General features: G+C 63.4%; 17 protein-coding genes. 6 read left to right on the top strand and 11 right to left on the bottom strand.

Annotation, left to right across the window (positions count from 1 at the left end; genetic code table 11):
• Nucleotides 1-104 precede the first annotated feature (104 nt).
• Entirely contained in the window at nt 105-554 is a 450-nt protein-coding gene (locus tag B5F89_RS07515) for a hypothetical protein (protein WP_087431169.1), read from the top strand.
• Between the two features lie 69 nt (nt 555-623).
• Nucleotides 624-1,127, top strand: coding sequence for a helix-turn-helix domain-containing protein (locus B5F89_RS07520; RefSeq protein WP_143758351.1), 504 nt, complete (start codon nt 624-626; stop codon nt 1,125-1,127).
• A gap of 30 nt (nt 1,128-1,157) precedes the next feature.
• Here the strand turns inward: B5F89_RS07520 and nth are convergent, their stop codons facing one another.
• Genes nth through B5F89_RS07535 form a run of 3 tightly spaced genes read right to left on the bottom strand, consistent with a single transcriptional unit; the run spans nt 1,158 to nt 3,982 of the window.
• Nucleotides 1,158-1,817 (bottom strand): endonuclease III, encoded by a 660-nt coding sequence (gene nth, locus B5F89_RS07525; RefSeq protein WP_087431171.1) that lies wholly within the window; start codon nt 1,815-1,817, stop codon nt 1,158-1,160.
• 1 nt (nt 1,818) lies between these two features.
• Nucleotides 1,819-3,216, bottom strand: a complete 1,398-nt coding sequence (rmuC, locus tag B5F89_RS07530; protein ID WP_239286713.1) for a DNA recombination protein RmuC — start codon at nt 3,214-3,216, stop codon at nt 1,819-1,821.
• A gap of 40 nt (nt 3,217-3,256) precedes the next feature.
• A complete protein-coding gene (locus B5F89_RS07535; protein WP_087431172.1) occupies nt 3,257-3,982 on the bottom strand; it encodes a UTRA domain-containing protein in 726 nt (241 codons plus the stop codon).
• Between the two features lie 177 nt (nt 3,983-4,159).
• On the opposite strand from B5F89_RS07535, the gene B5F89_RS07540 reads away from it, so the two are divergent.
• Complete coding sequence (locus tag B5F89_RS07540) at nt 4,160-4,699, top strand: pyridoxamine 5'-phosphate oxidase family protein (protein ID WP_087431268.1); 540 nt, start codon at nt 4,160-4,162, stop codon at nt 4,697-4,699.
• Between the two features lie 12 nt (nt 4,700-4,711).
• Here B5F89_RS07540 and B5F89_RS07545 read toward each other — a convergent pair whose 3' ends face one another.
• A complete protein-coding gene (locus tag B5F89_RS07545; protein WP_087431173.1) occupies nt 4,712-5,446 on the bottom strand; it encodes a UTRA domain-containing protein in 735 nt (244 codons plus the stop codon).
• 203 nt (nt 5,447-5,649) lie between these two features.
• A complete protein-coding gene (locus tag B5F89_RS07550; RefSeq protein ID WP_087431174.1) occupies nt 5,650-6,675 on the bottom strand; it encodes a zinc-dependent alcohol dehydrogenase family protein in 1,026 nt (341 codons plus the stop codon).
• 429 nt (nt 6,676-7,104) lie between these two features.
• Here B5F89_RS07550 and B5F89_RS07555 point away from each other — a divergent pair, with 429 nt between their 5' ends.
• The 3 genes from B5F89_RS07555 (at nt 7,105) to B5F89_RS07565 (ending at nt 10,940) form a co-directional block, all read left to right on the top strand.
• The gene (locus tag B5F89_RS07555; RefSeq protein WP_087431175.1) at nt 7,105-8,694 is read left to right on the top strand and encodes an alpha-glucoside-specific PTS transporter subunit IIBC; all 1,590 of its coding nucleotides are present in this window, start codon (nt 7,105-7,107) and stop codon (nt 8,692-8,694) included.
• Nucleotides 8,695-8,837: 143 nt separating this feature from the next.
• Entirely contained in the window at nt 8,838-10,181 is a 1,344-nt protein-coding gene (locus B5F89_RS07560; RefSeq protein WP_087431176.1) for a 6-phospho-alpha-glucosidase, read from the top strand.
• Nucleotides 10,182-10,364: 183 nt separating this feature from the next.
• Nucleotides 10,365-10,940, top strand: coding sequence for a hypothetical protein (locus tag B5F89_RS07565; protein WP_087431177.1), 576 nt, complete (start codon nt 10,365-10,367; stop codon nt 10,938-10,940).
• Between the two features lie 15 nt (nt 10,941-10,955).
• Here B5F89_RS07565 and B5F89_RS07570 read toward each other — a convergent pair whose 3' ends face one another.
• From B5F89_RS07570 to B5F89_RS07600, 6 genes are all read right to left on the bottom strand, one after another.
• Complete coding sequence (locus B5F89_RS07570) at nt 10,956-11,615, bottom strand: HAD family hydrolase (protein ID WP_087431178.1); 660 nt, start codon at nt 11,613-11,615, stop codon at nt 10,956-10,958.
• Between the two features lie 65 nt (nt 11,616-11,680).
• Nucleotides 11,681-12,709, bottom strand: coding sequence for a hydrogenase expression/formation protein HypE (gene hypE / locus B5F89_RS07575; RefSeq protein WP_239286714.1), 1,029 nt, complete (start codon nt 12,707-12,709; stop codon nt 11,681-11,683).
• A gap of 96 nt (nt 12,710-12,805) precedes the next feature.
• Complete coding sequence (hypD, locus tag B5F89_RS07580; protein ID WP_087431180.1) at nt 12,806-13,897, bottom strand: hydrogenase formation protein HypD; 1,092 nt, start codon at nt 13,895-13,897, stop codon at nt 12,806-12,808.
• Nucleotides 13,898-13,900: 3 nt separating this feature from the next.
• On the bottom strand, nt 13,901-14,182 hold the full coding sequence (locus B5F89_RS07585; protein WP_087431181.1) for a HypC/HybG/HupF family hydrogenase formation chaperone: 282 nt from the start codon (nt 14,180-14,182) through the stop codon (nt 13,901-13,903).
• A 575-nt stretch (nt 14,183-14,757) separates the two neighbouring features.
• Nucleotides 14,758-17,226 carry a carbamoyltransferase HypF gene (gene hypF, locus B5F89_RS07595; RefSeq protein WP_087431183.1) on the bottom strand — a complete coding sequence of 823 codons (2,469 nt, stop codon included), beginning with the start codon at nt 17,224-17,226 and terminating at the stop codon, nt 14,758-14,760.
• A gap of 73 nt (nt 17,227-17,299) precedes the next feature.
• The gene (locus B5F89_RS07600; RefSeq protein WP_087431184.1) at nt 17,300-18,172 is read right to left on the bottom strand and encodes a Nif3-like dinuclear metal center hexameric protein; all 873 of its coding nucleotides are present in this window, start codon (nt 18,170-18,172) and stop codon (nt 17,300-17,302) included.
• Nucleotides 18,173-18,389 lie beyond the last annotated feature (217 nt).

An 18,389-nucleotide genomic window follows, 5' to 3' on the forward strand; every position in this document is an offset into this window, starting at 1 on the left:
CTGGGTCGAGAGGCGCCTATTATTGGCGGGGGTTGACAAGAGGCTCTGCGCGTTCCATGCTGTAGGCTCCGTCTCCGCACTCCTCTCTAGAGGAGGCGTTTGGTATGGACCTGTTTATCGAGACGGAAGAGTCGCGGGCAAAGCGGCTCGCACATGTGGTCGGTGAGGCGGCGGGACCGCTTTTTACACCGCCAGAAACTCCCAGACAATCGAATGAGCCATCGGACGATAAGCGTCCTCAGAGCGCGCGCGGCGAGCGACCGGATAGGTCGTACTCGCTCGAGCAAGAGGCGTATCGCGAGGAGCTCGCCTTTGATAGGCGCCGCCAGCGGCGTCGCAAGGTGCTTGCTGCCGTGCGATTGCTTGCCGCGGTAGTGCTCGTCCCCATTGCTTTGATAGCCCTGTTTATTGCCAGCTATGCGCTCACCTGTATTGCGAGTGGTGCCACCCCCGCAGAGGTGGGGGAGCTGCTGCATGATCTCTTCTACTCAGTGGTCACAACGTTTCAGGCGTATGCATCTCAAGCAAGCAATCGGTTTTCTCTTAAATACTAAACCTAGTTAATGTTTATGGAATAGTGAGGAGGATTGCATGACAAGAAGGCGAGATTAAGGGGGGCTATCGTGCAGTTTTGCGTATACGAATTCGAATTTATTCCAACGGAAGGCTATTATGTGGTGCTCCCCTTCGATATGGGGGGAGGAACGCAGGGCGAGGACTTTGCCGACGCCTGCGATATGGCAGCGGACTGGCTCAAGTGCGTTATCGAAGAGCATGAGATTTCCGGGAAGCCCATGCCCAAAGCCACCTTTGGCAACACGCCGCGGTATGAGAACAGCAAGATTGTTGTTATCGGCGTGTCGGCGGGTAGGGAGACTATCCCTAAGTTGTCCGCGGCGGACGCGGCGCGCCGTCTTGGTGTGACACCCGCGCGGGTGTCACAGATGGTTAAAGGCCACGTTATTACGGGCTGGCGAGAGGGGACGCGCGCGTGGGTCGACTTGGAGTCGCTCGAGAACTACATGAAGCGCCGTCGCTGCGCAGGTCGTCCCAAGAAGACCTGCGCGCCGGACGTCCCTGCTGACGAGGACATAGCAGACGATGCACCGCAGGCGGCCGTAGGGTAGCTACGGATCAGGGCGATTCGTGGGGCAGCGTTAGGCACGCTCGCTGGGGCAGAGGTCCGCGAGAGGGCACTCGCCGCACTTGGGGCTGCGCGCGTCGCAAATCTCGCGGCCAAAGCTGATCCACTGGTGGTTGACCTGGTCCCAGTACTCGCGCGGGAGGATCTTCAACAGGTCCTGCTCCGTCTTTAGGGGCTCTTTGGCATGCGTTTTGGGCGAGAGCATGAGGCGATGGGCGATGCGGTTGACGTGTGTGTCGACCGCGATGCCCTCCACGATGCCAAACCCAACGTTGAGGACGATGTTAGCCGTCTTGCGCCCCACGCCGGGGAGCTTGACGAGCTCCTTCATGTCGGCAGGCACCTCGCCGCCGTAATCGGCTACGATCATCTGGGCGCACTCGACAGCGTGGACCGCCTTGGTCTTGTAGAAGCCAAGCGAGCGGATAACCTCGGCGACCTCGGCAGGCGTGGCGGACGCCATGGCCTCGGGCGTGGGCCAGCGACGGAACAGCTCCGGGGTGACCTTGTTCACTTGGGCGTCGGTCGTTTGCGCGGAGAGCAAGACCGAGATGACCAGCCGGAAGGGATTCTCGTGGTCGAGGAAGCACTCGACCGGTCCGTAGCGGCGGTTCAGGCGCTCGCAGACCTCGATGGCGCGGGCGCGCTTAGCGGCGTTGGTTTCGCGGGGCATGTCAGTCCTCCTCTGCGGTGACAATCATCTCGTCCGAGGCGTGGGCTGCTTCCAGGGTCTCTACCCCTATGATGCGCTCGGCCTCGGCGGGGTCCTCGAGCTCGGTGATGCTACGGAGCTTGCGCTCCATCGCGCGCGTGCGCGTGCCCACGAGCGTATCGACCGTGCGGCTTACGGTGCCGAGCTGCTTTTGGGCCTGGCGGAGCATCTTCTGATAGGTGCCAAACTCGGTCTTGACGGCCGCGAGCACCGTTTGGATCTCGCTGGCACGCTGCTGGATGGCAACGGTCTGAAAGCCCATCTGCAGGCTGTTGAGCAGAGCCGCCATAGTGCTCGGGCCCGCCACGTTCACCCGGTAGGTGCGTTGCAGCTCCTCAAGAAGCCCCGGGCGGTTCGCGACCTCGGCGTAAAGCCCCTCAAAGGGCAAAAAGAGGATGCCAAAGGCGGTAGTTGCCGGCGGCTCGAGGTACTTCTCGCGAATGTCGCGCGCCTCGTCCTTCAAACGGCGCTCGAGCTGCTTCCAGGCCGCCTCGGCGGCAGCGGTGTCGCCCGTGTCGAGCGCCTCGCGCAGGTGCTCATAGGTATCGCCGGGGAACTTGGCGTCGATGGGCAGGTAGATGGTCTCTCCGGCGTCACCGGGCAGCTTGACGGCAAACTCGACGCGGTTGGCGCTGCCGGGTACCGTTGCCACGTCGCAGTCGTACTGGCCGGGGGCGAGCATCTCGGCCAAGATGGCGCCGAGCTGGACCTCGCCCAAGATGCCGCGCGTCTTCACGCCCGAGAGTACGCGCTTGAGTCCGCCCACGTCGGAGGCCAGACTCTGCATCTCGCCCAGACCGCGCCCCACCTTGTCGAGGCTCTCGTTCACGAGCGCAAACGATTGCGTGATGCGGTCGTTCAGCGTCTTCTGCAGTTTCTCGTCCACGGTGGCGCGCATGCGGTCGAGCTGCGTGTTGGTGTCGCTGCGAATATCGGTGAGCTGGCGTTCGACACTGCCGCGCACATCGGTGAGCTGCGTGTTTAGGGTCTCGCCCATCTGGGCGAGGCGCGCGTCGATCGTCTGGCGGTTGATGTCGAGTTGCTGGGCAACATCGCGGCGCACGCCGTCGGTGCGCTCATCGGACTCGCCGATGCGCTGTACCAGCGTGTCGTGCCGCTGGCGGCTAAGCGCGGACTCGGTTGAGGCGTGCTGGGCGATAAGGGCGAGGTTGCCGCGCATCTGGGCAAGCTCCTCCTGCGCGCCGGCGAGTGCCCGTTCGAGCTCCTCGCTCCGTTCAAGCTGTTGGGCGCCCTGCCGCTCTCCCGCAGCGAGGCGCGCACACATGAGCGCAACGAGCACGATAAGCGCCACAAGCAGCGCTCCGATAACGATCATCATGATAAAGACCGGCTGGTCCATAGGCATCCTTTCGAGGTGCGCGTGGTTTGCCGACGCGGGCTCAGTGGGCCGGGCGCAGGGCGGTCTCGCTAAAGGCGAAGAAGCCCGGCTTCTGGTGGGACTCAGTGTATTCGATCATGATGCCGTCGGCGTCAAAGGCATGCGAGCGCATCACGCCCACCGCGTTGAGGCCGTTCAAGTCAAGGATGCGGCTATCGGTGTCGCTCGCCGCCTCGATGGTGATGACGCGGCGGCTTGTGGCGATGCGGATGCCGAGGGTCCCCTCGAGGTAGGCGTAGACCGAATGTGCAACCACCTCGGGCGTGAGGCCGGGCACCGCCTCTGCGAGGTAGTAGCTGTCGTCGGTAGAGATGGCGACGCCGTCCGCGTAGCGGGCGCGCAGGATGTGCGCGAGGCGGCTGCCCTCCTCAAAACCAGTTAGCTGGGCGAGCTCCTCGTCTGCGACGACTTCCTCGCAGATAATCGGCTCGGTGCGAGGGGAGAACCCGCAGCGACCGGCAAGCTCGTTGAAGGTCTCGAGCCCGATGTAGCCCTCTCGCTTGGCGATAGCGGGATTGCGGATCACGCGCACACCCTTGCCCTGCTGCGCCTGCACGTAGCCGTCTTGGGCGAGCATGCCGAGCGCGCGACGGATCGAGCTGCGCGAACAGGAGAACTCCTGCGTGAGTTCGTTTTCCGAGGGGAGGAACTCCTGATAGCCGTACGTTCCGTCCTCAATGCGCTCGCGCAGGTCGCGGTAGATGTTTAAAAAGACCGCCTTAGGCACAAGACCACCTCTTGTTGTACGAACATGCTCCCACCATCATACCGCTCTCAGGCAGCATGCCGTGCGGCGGTCATTTCAGGCCGTTTACCGGAGATGGTGTGCGCTTGACCTGTACGAACAAGGTTGCCAAGATATGACAGACGGCATGGTGAGTTCTTGGTAGAGGAGATGGGTGCCATGATCCGTAAAGACCGCGAGATTACCGATTTGGGCGAGCAGCTCGCCATCTTGCGTGACTGCGACGCGTGTCGCATCGCCCTGAACGACCCCGAGACAGGGTTTCCCTATGTGATCCCGTTGAACTTTGGGTTGGACGTTGAGGGCGAGCAGGTCTACCTGTACTTTCACAGCGCCTGCCGGGGCAGAAAGCTCGACCTTATCGCTCAAGACAACCGGGCCACGTTTGAGGTGGACTGCGACCACCGCTTCATCTTCTACGACGAGCGTATGAGCTGCACCATGGGATACCGCAGCGTCATTGGTCACGGCACGATTGAGATGGTGCCGGACGACCAAAAGGTCGCCGGCCTCAAGATTCTCATGCGTCACTATCACGAGGACGACTTTACCTTCAACCTCAAGACGGTGCCCGCGACCACGGTTTGGCGCCTGAAGGTGCTCGATATGGTGGGAAAGTTCCGCAACAACGAGCATCCCGGCGAGCATCGGCTCCCGCTGCCCACCACGGGGCCCGTTGCCATGCGGCGAGGCACCTAGTTTCGGGGGCGCCTAGCCGCGGGGGACGCCCGAGCGCAGCACCGTCTCGTGCAGTGCAAAGAACGAGGGCACCTGCTTGGTCTCGGTGTATTCCATAAGCGTGCCATCGATGCGGTAGGTCTTGCCGCGCACGACGGCCAGGCTATCGAAGTCGCCCAAATCAAGGCAGCGACGGTCCTCTTTAGTGGGGTGCTCGACGGTCACATCGCGCGTGCCCGTTCCGATTTTTATGCCGAGGTCCTCTTCCAGATACCGGTAGATGGAGTCTTCGGCGAGTTCCGGCGTGAGGCCGGGCACCGTTGAGCTGAGGTAGTAGCTGTCGTCGCTACCCACCGCAACGCCGCCTGCATAGCGGATGCGCTTCACCCGGGTAAGGTCGCTGCCCTCGGGAAAGCCCGTGATGCGCGAGAGCGCCTCATCGGCAACCAGCAGCTCAAAGACGTTCACCTTGGTCACAAGCGTGAAGCCGCGGCGCACGGCAATCTCTTTAAAGGTCTCGAGTCCGTCCATGCCGCGCGGCGGTTCGCTGGAGGTATCGCGAATGACGCGCACACCCTTGCCCTGTTGCGGCTGCACATAACCCTCGGCGGCAAGGCTTGCGAGTGCGCGGCGCACTGTGGTGCGCGAGCAGTCGTAGAGCTCCTTCAACTCGTTCTCGGAGGGGAGGTAGGACTGGTAGGGATAGTCGCCGCTCTCAATGGCCTGTTTGATGTCGGCAAAGATATCCTGAAAAACTGACTTCGACATACTGCCGTTCCTTGTCTACAACTTGTCTACCCAAGCGTAACGACTTGGCACGGCAACGTCAACGTGCGGGTCGTGCCTCCGCCTCGGCATGCGCCGCGTCCCCTATTTACAGATAAGCCCCGCTCGCGGGGAGGGCGAACGGGGCGGGAGCACGGTGGTTGCTGGCGTGCTGGCGTGCCGGCGGTCCGGCGGCTGGCGTGCGGCTACTTCTCGGGCGAGATGATGTACTTGCCGAGAGCGCGGACCTCGGGTTTACCGAGGATATCCGGCAGCTCCTCTAAGCTTGCGACGGCGTGTACCATGCTCGACACGTCGAGGCGGCCCGAGTCGATGAGCGCAAGGGCGCGGCGCTGGGTGTAAGGGTTGATGTAGGACGAGGTGAGCACGAGCTCCTTCTGGAAGATCTCGAAGGGTTTCACCGTAATGGTCTCGTCGGGCTTGGTGAGGCCAAACATCATGACGGTCGCCTTGTGTCCGGCAAGACCGATGGCCTGCTCGATGGTGACGGGCTTGCCCACGCACTCGATCACAACGTCGATGTTGCCAAAGCCCGCCTCGGCAAGGCGCGCAGCGGGGTCGTCGTTGATGGAGTCAACGGTAAGGTCGGCACCGAGTTGCTCGGCAACGGCGCGCTTGCCCGCAACGGGCTCCAAAAGCGCGATCTTGGTGGCGCCCGAGATGCGGGCGAGCTGCATCATGATGAGACCGATCATGCCGCCGCCGATGACCACCACGGAGCTACCGGGGTGGATGTTGCACATGTCGATGCCGTGCAGGCAGCAGGCAACCGGTTCGGTCATGGCGCCCTGCTCAAAGCTCGTGTTGGGGCCGAGCTTGTACACCTGCTGTGCGTCGACTGCGCAGTACTCGGCAAAGCCGCCGTCCACGGTGGTGCCATAGCCGGTCATGTGCTCGCAGTAATGGTTGATGCCGTCGCGGCAGGGCTCGCAGCAGCCGCACGGGTGGTTGGGGTCGATGCAGACGCGATCGCCCACGGCAAAGTCGCTCACCTCGGGGCCCACCTCGGCGACAATGCCAGAGAACTCGTGGCCCAAGATCGTGGGCGGCGTCACGTCGGCAGCACCCTTATCGCCCTCGTAGATATGGACGTCGGTTCCGCAGACGCCGCACGCCTTCACCTGGATGAGAACATCGTGCGGACCCACGACAGGCTTGGGCGCCTCCTCGATGCGCAGGTCGTGCTTTCCATAGAACATCGCGCTTTTCATTTGGGTCCTCCCCAGTTTGCTCGCTCGGCATCGAAGCCGTGGCAAAGGTATATGTTGCGGACAGTCTAACAAAGCAAACTTATCTAGACAAGTAAAGTTTCTATCTCTATTTCAAATCGAAATGAGCGAGCTGAAAAAGAACGGTCTGTATCTTCACATAATCATGCGTAATACCAGCTAAAAGAACAGTCAGCTTCAGACGGCGGAGCGCGCCCTGGTCCCAAGAGCTACCGTTCACCGGCAAATCACTACCGTTTATCGGTTGTCTAGACAGGTATATTCTTGTCTAGACAACTTGCGCGTATGATGCACTCAGAAGGGGAGGCACTCGAGCCGGCGCGACGTGCCTTTTGGGACTCTTCGGATTCATACCTGCACCACGCAGACGCCCGCACGGGTATCTGCGGGGAGAAAGGGAGGTTCTCTGTCATGATGCAGAAAATCCAAAAGTTCGGTGGTGCCATGTACACCCCGGCGATCCTCTTTGCCTTCTCGGGCATCGTGGTCGGCCTGGGCACGCTGTTTACCACCGAAGCCATCTTTGGGTCGCTGGCGGTTGCCGGTAACCCCTGGTACGACTGCTGGAACGTCTTGCTCCAGGGCGGTTGGACGCTCTTCAACCAGATGCCGCTTCTGTTCTGCGTTGCGCTGCCCATTACGCTCGCCACGCATCAGCAGGCGCGTGCCTGCATGGAGGCGCTTGCCGCGTATCTCACGTTCAACTACTTCGTTAATACGATCCTCGCCCAGTGGGGCGGCGTCTTTGGCGTGGACTTCTCCGTCGAGGCTGCAAGTGGCACGGGCCTTGCCACCATCGCGAGCATCAAGACGCTCGACATGGGCATGATGGGCGCGCTCATCATCTCGGGTATCACCGTGATGCTCCACAACAAGTTCTTCGATACCGAGCTTCCCGACTGGCTCGGCGTCTTTGGCGGCTCGGTCTTTGTCTACGCTGTCTCGTTCTTTGTGATGCTGCCGTGCGCCATCATCGCCTGCGTGGTTTGGCCACCGATCCAGCACGGTATCCAGCTCTTCCAGGGCTTCATCCTCTCCACGGGCGCTGTGGGCGTCTGGGTCTTTGCGTTCCTCGAGCGCATCCTCATTCCCACCGGCCTCCATCACTTCATCTACACCCCGTTCTACTATGCGGACGCAGCTGTCTCCGGCGGAATCTACCCGCAGTGGGCGACCATTCTGCCCACGCTTGCCGCGTCCGGCGAGCCCCTCGCCGAGGCTGCTCCGTGGGCTGCCTACACCTGCCCCGGTTGGACCAAGGTCTTTGGCTCCCTCGGTGTCTGCATCGCCTTCTACCTGACGGCTAAGCCCGAGCGCCGCAAAGAGACCAAGACGCTCCTCATCCCGGTCGGCCTTACTGCTATGCTCTGCGGCATCACCGAGCCCCTCGACTTTACGTTCCTGTTCATCGCCCCGCAGCTCTTTGTGGTGCACTCCATCCTCGGCGCGACGCTCTGCATGGTGCAGAACCTCGTAGGCACCGTGGGTATCTTCGACGGTGGCATCATCTCCATGGCTTCCTGGGACTTCCTGCCGCTCGGCGCTACCTACGGTCTGCAGTACCTGCTCTCCATCGCCATCGGCCTTGTCTTCAGCGCCATCTGGGTCGTGGTCTTCCGCTTCCTCATCCTGAAGTTCGACTTCAAGACCCCTGGTCGCGAGGACGACGACGTTGAGGTTTCCCTCAAGTCCAAGGCCGAGTTCAAGGCCGCCCAGAGCGGTGCCGCCGCCTCCAAGGAGGTTGCCGGCAGCAAGGCCGAGGAGCGCAAGATCCTCGCCGAGAACATTCTCGACTTGCTCGGCGGGCGCGAGAACGTCATCGACGTCACCAACTGCGCTACCCGTCTGCGCGTGAACGTTCGCGACGAGTCGCTCGTTGCACCCGAGGCCAACTTCAAGGCAATCGGTACGCACGGTATCGCCAAGAACGGCAAGAACATGCAGGTCATCATTGGCCTGTCCGTTCCCAAGGTCCGCGACGTCTTTGAGCAGCTGCTCTAACGGTCCCTCTTTTGGGTGGGGTGCCCCGGTGCGCGGCGCCCCGCCCGACGGATCCCCCGCGCACCGCACGTTAGGTCCCATATCGTCGCGCGCATGCCGCGGCCGTGACGAAAAAAGGATGCGGCAAAACGATTGGAGTCATCATGGGTAAGTCAGCGTACGCCGTTACCATTGCCGGTGGCGGGTCGACCTTCACCCCGGGCATCGCGCTCATGCTCCTTGAAGAGCGTGACCGCTTCCCGGTCAACAAGATCACGTTCTACGACAACTTTGCCGAGCGCCAGGAGATCGTGGCCAAGGCCTGCGAGATTTACTTCCGCGAGAACGCGCCCGAGATCGAGTTCAGCTATACGACCGACCCCGAGACTGCCTTTACGGGTACCGACTTTGTTCTCGCCCACATCCGCGTTGGCCTCTACGCCATGCGCGAGAAGGACGAGAAGATCCCGCTGAAGTACGGCGTTCTCGGCCAGGAGACCTGCGGCCCCGGCGGCATCGCCTACGGCATGCGCTCCATCGGCGGCGTCATCGAGATTCTCGACTACATGGAGAAGTACTCGCCCGACGCCTGGATGCTCAACTACTCCAACCCGGCCGCCATCGTGGCCGAGGCCTGCCGCGTACTCCGTCCCAACTCCAAGATCATCAACATCTGCGACATGCCCATCGATCTTATGGACAAGATGGCCTACATGTGCGGTATCAAGGACCGTCGCGAGCTGCAGTACAGCTACTACGGCCTCAACCACTTTGGCTGGTGGTCTAAGATCTACGACAAGGACGGCAACGACCTCATGCCCCAGATCAAGGAGCATATGGCCAAGAACGGCTATATGGACGGCATCGAGATGACCGGTGAGCACGCCCAGCATGTCGAGGAGAGCTGGATCCACACGTTCGAGAAGGCGAAGGACGTCTACGCGGTCGACCCGGAGACCATCCCCAACACGTACCTCAAGTACTACCTGTACCCCGATTATGTGGTGGAGACTTCCAACCCCGAGTACACCCGTGCCAACGAGGTTATGGACGGCCGCGAGAAGCGCGTCTTTGGCGAGTGCCAGCGCATCATCGACGCTGGTACGGCCAAGGACTGCGGCTTTGAGGCCGACGCGCACGCGACCTACATCGTGGACCTCGCCTGCGCGCTGGCGGAGAACACGCTCGAGCGGTTCCTGTTGATCGTCCCCAACGAGGGTGCGGTTTTGAACTTTGACGAGACCGCTATGGTCGAGGTGCCCTGCATCGTGGGCAAGAACGGCTACGAGCGCATCTGCCAGGGTAAGATCCCGCAGTTCCAGAAGGGCATGATGGAGCAGCAGGTGAGCGTGGAGAAGCTCGTGGTCCAGGCTTGGGTCGAGGGCAGCTACCAGAAGCTTTGGCAGGCCCTTACGCTTTCCAAGACCGTGCCTTCTGCCAAGGTCGCGAAGCTCATTTTGGACGACCTCATCGAGGCCAACAAGGATTTCTGGCCTGAGCTGCACTAGGCGCAGATGCCCGGCCGAACGCTCCCTTCGGGCGTGGTCCTCGGCACGGGTGCGCGCTTCGCGCGCCCGTGCCTGCGGGAAACGCCCTGCGGGAGCGGTCGGTCGGGCGTGTGGCAACAAGTGTTCCACATGCGGACGGGGATTAGCTGGCAACCAAGGATGGATTGAGACGGAGGAGTGGCTATGGGCAAGAAGAAGATGACGCGTGCACAGGCAGCGGCGGCGCGACGCTCGTCGCGAACGGATAGCCCGGAGCGCGAGCTTGCTGCAGCGTCGTCCCCGCGCAACCTCTCGTCCAAACGCGAACAGCTCACCCATCGTATCGTTATGACCGTGCAGGTCATCTTGGTGATCTTTCCGTTTGCGCTGGTGGGTTACTCGTCGGTTGCGGGCATGGGTCTCGAAGAGGCCATGCGCAGTGACCCCGCCTTTGCCGTGAGCTTTATCGCCGCTATGGCGCAGCCGCTCGCCGCTTGGATCTTGCGCTTTGCGTACCGTCACTACGCCGCGGGCGACGGGGGATATGCCCTCGGCAATGTCATTGGCCTCATTTGCGCAGAGGCGTTTCTGCAGAATCTCGTCGGACTGGCAGGCATGGCGCTCATCGTGTGGCGCATGTGGCCGGTGACCGGCGGAGAGCTCTCGGAATGGCGCGAGCGCCGCGGTGTGACAGGGGTTCTTGTCGATATTTCGGGTGCGCTTGCAGTGCTCGCCATCGGGCTTATCTGTGCGTTTGCGAGCTGGCGGCTCGGCGCGTAAGGTTGCGCGTTTCGTTTACCGGGTGCAGATAAGTTCTGCCAGCTCGTCGGGTGTGTCGACCACGTAGTCCGCGCCCGCGTCCTCCAACTCGCTTCTGCCGCGAAATCCCCAGGATACCCCCGCAACGGCGAGCCCGGCGTTGTGTCCGGTCGCCACGTCGACGTTGCTATCGCCCACATAGAGTGTGCTAGCGGGATCGGCCTCGAGCTGGTCGAGTACATAGCGGGTGATAGGCGCGGCGGGCTTGGGCGGATAGGCGTCGATGCGGCCCTGAACCAGATCGAAGCGCGCGCCAAAGTAGCGTGCAACGAGGGGCTCGGCAGCCGGATGATCCTTATTTGACAGAACGGCCAGGTGCACGCCGGCGTCTCGCAGGGTGTCGAGCATGTCGATCACGCCGGGGTAGGGCGCCGTGTGGTCTTCCTTATGTGCGTCGTAGTAGGCGCGAAACTCACCAATGACCTGCTCGAACATGCGCCCGTCACCAGCGTATTCGGCCGGGATGATGCGCTCGATAAGCTTGGGCTGGCCGTTTCCCACCTTATAGCGGTACTGGTCGGGCGTGAAGGTTGGCCAACCATGAGCGGCGCAGGTGTGGTTTCCGGCGGCAGCGAGGTCCTCAAGCGTGTTGAGGAGCGTTCCGTCGAGGTCAAAAATGACGTGGGTGAAGTTCATACGTGCCCTTCAAATAGTGTGAGCGGTCGGCTGTTGCTTGCGATGGCGCTGCCGGGGGTCGGCGCTTAGCAGATGCGGGGGAGCTGTTCGCCCACGAGCATGTCGAGTACGCGGGTGGCGCCCCAAGCGGTGCGCACGCGGACTTGGGCATGCGCGCCCTCATGCGGCTCGCCTACGCGCCCGATGATGGCAGCGTTTGCACCGTACGGGGCACCCTGCATGGCGGCGAGTGCCGCGTTTGCCTCCTCGGCGGGCACGACGGCGACCATCTTGCCCTCGTTTGCGACCTGGAAGACGTCGTAGCCGAGCATCTCGCAGGCGCCGCGCACGGCGGGGGAGACAGGGACGGCCTCCTCGTCGACCTCGATGGAGACGTTGCTTGCGGTGGCGAACTCGTTGAGCGTGCTCGCAAGGCCGCCGCGCGTGGGGTCGCGGAAGCAGCGCGTGTGCGGTGCTGCCGTAAGGACGGCGGAGATAAGGTGGTTGAGCGGTGCGGCATCGCTTTTGATGGTGGTCTCAAAGCTCAGACCCTCGCGCTGGCTCATGATGGCGATGCCGTGGTCGCCGAGGGTACCCGAGAGCAGGACGACGTCGCCGGGTTTGCAGCTGGCGCCCGAGAGCTCGATGCCGGCGGGTACCTCGCCCACGCCGGCCGTATTGATGTAGACGCCATCGGCGCCGCCGCGTTCCACGACCTTGGTGTCGCCCGTGATGATGGACACGTTTGCCTCGCGCGCGGCAGCGGCCATGCTGGCGCAGATGCGCCGGAGGTCGGCGAGGGGGAATCCTTCCTCCAGAATGAAGCCGCACGAGAGGTAGCGGACGTGCGCACCGGAGGTGGCGACGTCGTTTACCGTTCCGCACACGGCGAGGCGCCCGATATCGCCGCCGGGGAAGAAATGGGGCGTCACCACAAAGCTGTCGGTAGAAAGGGCGATGCGCCCGGTCGCGGGCAGGGCCGCGACGCCGGCGTCGTTTCCTGCGAGGAGCTCGGGGGAGCCGAATGCCTCGTAGAAGACCTCGTCGATGATGCGCTTCATCATCTGACCGCCCGAGCCGTGGCCGAGCAGGACGGTATCTGGCATAGCTGGCATGAGGCCTCCCGACGCGCCTGTGTATTGCGTAACGGCAGCTATTGTACCGCGCGGCAGTGGCGGGTGCCGACCGCGCCGCGCGGCAGCAGGTGTTGACTAGTCGCGGAAGCGGAAGTACGCCGCGCAGCTGCCCTCACTCGACACCATGCAGGGGCCGACGGGGTTCTCGGGCGTGCAGGCGACCCCAAAGAGCGGGCAGGAGGTGGGGGCGATGATGCCGCGCAGAACATCGCCGCACCGGCAGCCGGCATGCTCGCGCGTGGGCTCGACCTCGATGGGGAAGCGCCGCACCGCATCGAGGTGCGCGTACGCATCGCGTATGGCGAGGCCCGATGCGGGAAGCTCGCCCAACCCGCGCCACAAGGCGTCGCAGGGCTCAAATACCTGATCGACCAAGCGCTGCGCGACGACGTTGCCCTCGTTGGCGACGCCACGACGGTAGGCGTTCTCGATGGCGGGGGTGCCTGCGACGATGAGCTCGACGAGCCGCGCGATTCCCTCGAGCACGTCGACCGGCTCGAAGCCGGTGACAACGCCGGGGATGGAAAACTCGTCCACGAGGAAGCGGTACGGGTCGAGTCCCGTGATGGTGGAGACGTGGCCAGGGAGGATGAACCCGTCGATGGTGGTCTTGGGATCGCTTGCAATGGCACGGAGCGCCGCCGGGGTGGTCTTGTGGACGCAGAAGACGGAGAAATTGGTGAGCTCGCGCGCGGCGGCCTCGAGAATGCACGCGGCGATGGCGGGTGCGGTGGTCTCAAAGCCCACGCCCATGAAGATGACCTCGCGCTCGGGGTTTGCCGCGGCAAGCTCGACGGCGTCGAGCGGCGAGTAGACCACGCGCACGTCGGCGCCGGCGGCTTTTTCGGCGGCGAGCGACGAGGTCGACCCGGGCACGCGGATCATATCGCCAAAGGTGGTGATGATGGCGCCCGGTACCCGTACGAGCGCGACGGCGCGGTCGATGTCGGCGTTGGCGGTCACGCAGACCGGGCAACCGGGGCCAGAGAGCAGGTGGAGCCCGGCGGGCAGGATGGAGCGAAAGCCGTAGCGTCCGATGCTCACGGTGTGGGTGCCGCAGACCTCCATGAGGTTGATCTCGCGCTCCCCCAGAGTCTCGCGGATATGGTCGAGAAGTGCGCGGACGAGATGAGGGTCGCGAAAGGCGGAGAGATCGAGGGCGTCCATCGCCTAAGCCTCCGCACCGGTGGGCACGGTGGCGGACATGGCGCCCGCACCGGCGAGCTCCTCGGCCTCAAGCTCCTCGAGGTCACGCAGAACCTCGATGGTCTCGCGTGCCTGCTCGGCATCGATAACCTCGATAGCAAAGCCGGCGTGCACGAGCACGAAGTCGCCGACCTTGGCGTCAGGCGTCAGGCGCACCGATGCATCGCGGGTGGCGCCCATCATGTCGACGGTCGCTTGCGCACCATCGCGAATCTCGAGAATCTTGCCAGGGACGGCGAGGCACATGGCTCCTCCTTTTTGAAGCGCGGCTTGTGCGCGCTTCTGCGTGCGGCTACGGCGCCGCGGGTGGACTGGGATGGATGGTACCGCGCCGGTAGCGTTTGAGCAACCGCGCGTAGGTGCGCATCGGCGTGCCCGCTCGGTTCCTGTGCCGAATTGGTGCTACATAAGAAAGTCGCCCTTACGGGGAGGGAGCGCAGCCCCAAGGGTGATGCCGAGAGCTTGAAATATTGTCAGAAGGCGGCTGAGGCTAATGCCAGGGGCGTTGCCGCGCTCAAGTGCGGAGAGCTGGCGCCGGGAGATGTTCGCCCGCCTCGCGAGCTCGTCCTGCGAGAGCCCCTGTCGTACGCGCGTGTCGTGAACGAAGATACCTGCTTGGCGCGCGGAGGTGATGGGCTCGAATGGGCTTTGGGAATCGCTGGACACAGGACACCTCCTGGAAAACGGTGTTGTAAGTATAGACACGGGGCGTAGATGCTGTGGCCGCGATGATTACGTGAAGAGGAATGTGCAAAATATTTCATATTCCCAGAAGTGCAATATTTTGCCACTTTTGGTAGGGGAGCCCGGGGAGAATTGTGTTAGCGGGTGGTTAGGCTCTGCTGTGCGAGGTGGGCGCGCGCGACGGCGGCCTGCCCGTAGGCGATGCAGCCGTCGTTGACGGGGGCGTTGCGCGGCGTAAGTACGGTGAAGCCGTTTGCCTCGAGATTGCGCTTGATGAGGGTGAGCAGCATGCGGTTCATGAAGCATCCACCCGAGAGCGCAATGCGTGTGAGCCCATTGTTGCGCGCTGCCGCCATTGCATACGCGGAGATGGTGCTCGCCACGTTTTTGTGCGCATCCCAAGCAAGTGATGCCGGATCCTCGCCACGTGCGGTTGCATCGAGCAGGGCTGTGAGCAGATCGGTGAAGTCGATGACAGATGGCTCCGCCTGCCCCGCGCGTTTTGTGAAGAAAGCGTCGCTGTCGAGTGTTGTGGGGGAGGGGACATCGCTAGAGTGGCCAGCTGCCACGCGTGCAGTGGCGGCCTCGAGCTCGATGGCGGGCTCGCCCTCGTAGGTGGCGCGCGTGCAGATGCCAAGCAGGGCGGCAACGGCATCGAGGAAACGCCCCATGCTGCTTGTGAGCGGACTGTTGAGGCCGCGCTCAATCATCGTCTGCGTGAGCGTGCGTTCCTGCTCGGTCATGGTCGCGAGCAGGGGCTGCGCGCCGGGGTGGTCAAGCAGCCCGTAGGCATGGAGCAAGCCGTAAGCGTTTCGCCGGGCGTCGCGCACGGCAGTTGCACCGCCAGGAAGATGCCAGGTGCGCAGGTGTGCCGCGCGCGTGAATTCGGTAAGGTCTGCGACGAGAATCTCTCCGCCCCAAACGGTGCCGTCGTCTCCCGCTCCTGTGCCGTCGAGCGCGATGCCGACGACGCGCGTGTTAGGCTCAATATCGCCTCGTGCTGCCGCCTCGGCGATGACGCTCGCGATATGGGCATGGTGGTGCTGCACCTCGACCAGCGGCAGACCGCGTTCGGCCGCTTCCGCGCGCGCCCACTGGCTGGAGAGATAGCCGGGGTGCCGGTCGCAGGCGAGTGCCGCCGGCGTGAGGTCAAAGAGATCTTGCATGTGAAGGCAGCAGGATTGCCAGGCGTCAAAGGTCTCGGCATTCTCGAGGTCACCGATGTGCTGCGAGATGAGGCACTCAGCGCTTCCATCGGCATGCTCGCGCGTGAGGGCAAGCGTCGTCTTCTGCTCGGGGCCGCAGGCAAGGATGCACGGCACATCAAACGCGTCGCCTGCGATGGCCGGCAGCGCCACGGGGCGCGGGGCATAGCCGCGGGCACGGCGCACGATGTGATGTTCGCCGTCCACCACGCGTACCACGGAATCGTCGAAGCGGGCGAGAATGGCGCGATCGTTGCCCAGAAGCGCGTCGGCAAGTCCGCCTTCGACCAGATGGTGCCAGGCGAGCGCGTCGTCGGTCTCGATAGGTTCCTCGCTCACGTTGCCACTGGTCATAACAAGCGTGTGCACGCCGCGGTCCGCGCAAGCGGCGAGCAAAAGATGCTGGAGGGGCGTGTAGGGGAGCATGACGCCGAGCTCGGGCAGGTCGCCGGCCACCTGCGGAGCGAGCGCGTCGGTGCTGCTTGGGGCGCTGCCCGGTGTGTCCTCAGCGCGGCGCCGTAGCAGCACGATGGGGCGGATGGTGCCGGCAAGCAGTTTGCGCTCGGCGTCGTCGACATGGCAGAGTGCCTCGGCAGCCATAAGGTCGCGCACCATGACAGCGAGTGGCTTGTTGCTGCGACGTTTGCGACGCCGAAGCTCCGTGACGGCAGACTCGTCGGCAGCGTTGCAGGCAAGGTGGAATCCGCCGAGCCCCTTGATGGCAATGATGCCGCCGTCGGCGATAAGCTCCGCGCACCGCTCGATGATGCTGTCGCTGGCGGCCAGGTTGGTTCCCGTAAGCGTCTCGGCCTCGCCGCGCGAGCGCCAGGTGAGGTGCGGCCCGCAGGCAAAGCAGGCGTCGGGCTGAGCGTGGAAGCGGCGGTCGAGCGGGTCGGCGTATTCGGCGGCACACTCCGGGCACATGGGGAAATCTGCCATCGACGTCTGCGCGCGATCGTAGGGGAGCTGTCGAATGATGGTGTAGCGCGGCCCGCAGTTGGTGCAGTTGATGAAGGGGTAGTGGTAGCGCCGGTCTGTCGGATCAAAGAGCTCGCGCAGGCAGTCGGGGCAGGTGGCGATGTCGGGCGAGACAAGCGTGGTGCGCTCGGTCGCCGCGTCGGAGGCGATGATGCGAAAGACCCCGGCGGCGAGCTCGGCGGAGGGTCCTTCGAGCTCTTCGACAGCGACCTGCGCGACGCGCGCCGCTGCCGGTGCGTTCGAGCTCAGTGCGTGAACAAAGGAGCGCAGGGCGTCTGTAGCACCCTTCGCCTCGATATGCACACCGTCGCCGGCATTGAGCACCCAGCCCGAAAGACCGCGCGCAGCCGCCTCGCGATAGACGAACGGCCGAAAGCCCACGCCCTGAACGATGCCCGTGATATGAATCCCCAGCGTTTTCATGGCCTGTATTATCGCCGATTCTCCCGTTGCTCATCAACGAAGTTGCAGGCCCTAGGAACGCTACGCGGGAACGCTATTCCTCCGAGCAAGTCACATAGTGGTACGTGTCGCCGTCGGACACGTAGCTCACCTGCGGGGCGCCGGCGCCAAGCGCCGAGGGGATCCACGTCGCCATGTGCTCCATACCCGGCTCCTCCAAGTTGAAGTGCCCGAGTACGATGGCGCACTTACCGCGCCCGAGTTGGGCAGCGTCGCGAATGTACTCGCAGGTTGTGAAGTCGATAAACTCCATGCCGAGCAGACAATCGGGCCCGCCTGCCGCATCCATGGCGTTGGCAAGCGCCGTGTCTTGCGGACCGCCCATGACGTGCATGGGAATCTGCACGCGGCGCACGCGCGCGGCGGGGTCGCCCACCAGGCGCACGCCCGCAAGACCGAGCTTGCTCACCATGTCGCGGGCGAGCTCCCGGCCGGTCACCTCGGGAATCTCAAAGTCCATGCTGCGCGCGATGTCGCCCGTACGCGCCTCAAGCCAGTCCACCTTCCAGGCAAAGCCGTAGAAGATGCCATCGGCAAGCGCCCCGTTTGCGTCCAGCGGCACGCCGGAGTGAATGTAGTCGTGGCAGCGCCACACCGCGCCGCCCCAGGCGTTCAGAAGATCGCGCTTTGCCTGGAACGTGGCGTTTTCCGCCACCACGTCTTGGTGATCTCCATGGTTCCAAAAGAGCGCCTCATGCGGAATGATGAGGTTGGCGCCGAGCTCCTGCGCCTGCCGGATGACGTCGGCCGTTGCCCAAATGCAGGTAATGATACCCGTGCATTCCTGGTCGACGTTGCCGTAGAGCACCTTGTCGCGTGTGGTGGCCTCGTCGATGGGGCGATCGCCCATCATATCGTAGCCGCCGCAATAGTCCTTTATGTGCTGGATAACTTCGCTGATGAGCATAGGGGTCCTTTCTAACGAAAGAAGGGGATGAAAACAATTGTCCCTTTGTGAGGCGCCCGGACGCAAGGGGGGTCCTGCGTCCGGCCTGCCGCAGGGGGTGTGCGTGAGCAGCCAGTCGCCGAATACGTGCTTGCCGTCTGCCGGCGTTCGCCGTCGGCTTGCAGCGCAGGGGCGTCAGCTTCGATACAGTTGACTCGCTGTGCAGACAATTCGAGCC

Source organism: Collinsella sp. An307 (assembly GCF_002161805.1).
Classification (GTDB): Bacteria; Actinomycetota; Coriobacteriia; order Coriobacteriales; family Coriobacteriaceae; genus Coprousia.

What these genes read in the sequence shown, in the direction of transcription:
- B5F89_RS07515 (WP_087431169.1), top strand. Translation starts at nt 105, where the DNA reads ATGGACCTGTTTATCGAGACGGAAGAGTCGCGGGCAAAGCGGCTCGCA.
- nth (WP_087431171.1), bottom strand. Translation starts at nt 1,817, where the DNA reads ATGCCCCGCGAAACCAACGCCGCTAAGCGCGCCCGCGCCATCGAGGTC.
- rmuC (WP_239286713.1), bottom strand. Translation starts at nt 3,216, where the DNA reads ATGGACCAGCCGGTCTTTATCATGATGATCGTTATCGGAGCGCTGCTT.
- B5F89_RS07540 (WP_087431268.1), top strand. Translation starts at nt 4,160, where the DNA reads ATGATCCGTAAAGACCGCGAGATTACCGATTTGGGCGAGCAGCTCGCC.
- B5F89_RS07545 (WP_087431173.1), bottom strand. Translation starts at nt 5,446, where the DNA reads ATGTCGAAGTCAGTTTTTCAGGATATCTTTGCCGACATCAAACAGGCC.
- B5F89_RS07550 (WP_087431174.1), bottom strand. Translation starts at nt 6,675, where the DNA reads ATGAAAAGCGCGATGTTCTATGGAAAGCACGACCTGCGCATCGAGGAG.
- B5F89_RS07555 (WP_087431175.1), top strand. Translation starts at nt 7,105, where the DNA reads ATGATGCAGAAAATCCAAAAGTTCGGTGGTGCCATGTACACCCCGGCG.
- B5F89_RS07560 (WP_087431176.1), top strand. Translation starts at nt 8,838, where the DNA reads ATGGGTAAGTCAGCGTACGCCGTTACCATTGCCGGTGGCGGGTCGACC.
- B5F89_RS07565 (WP_087431177.1), top strand. Translation starts at nt 10,365, where the DNA reads ATGGGCAAGAAGAAGATGACGCGTGCACAGGCAGCGGCGGCGCGACGC.
- B5F89_RS07570 (WP_087431178.1), bottom strand. Translation starts at nt 11,615, where the DNA reads ATGAACTTCACCCACGTCATTTTTGACCTCGACGGAACGCTCCTCAAC.
- hypE (WP_239286714.1), bottom strand. Translation starts at nt 12,709, where the DNA reads ATGCCAGCTATGCCAGATACCGTCCTGCTCGGCCACGGCTCGGGCGGT.
- hypD (WP_087431180.1), bottom strand. Translation starts at nt 13,897, where the DNA reads ATGGACGCCCTCGATCTCTCCGCCTTTCGCGACCCTCATCTCGTCCGC.
- B5F89_RS07585 (WP_087431181.1), bottom strand. Translation starts at nt 14,182, where the DNA reads ATGTGCCTCGCCGTCCCTGGCAAGATTCTCGAGATTCGCGATGGTGCG.
- hypF (WP_087431183.1), bottom strand. Translation starts at nt 17,226, where the DNA reads ATGAAAACGCTGGGGATTCATATCACGGGCATCGTTCAGGGCGTGGGC.
- B5F89_RS07600 (WP_087431184.1), bottom strand. Translation starts at nt 18,172, where the DNA reads ATGCTCATCAGCGAAGTTATCCAGCACATAAAGGACTATTGCGGCGGC.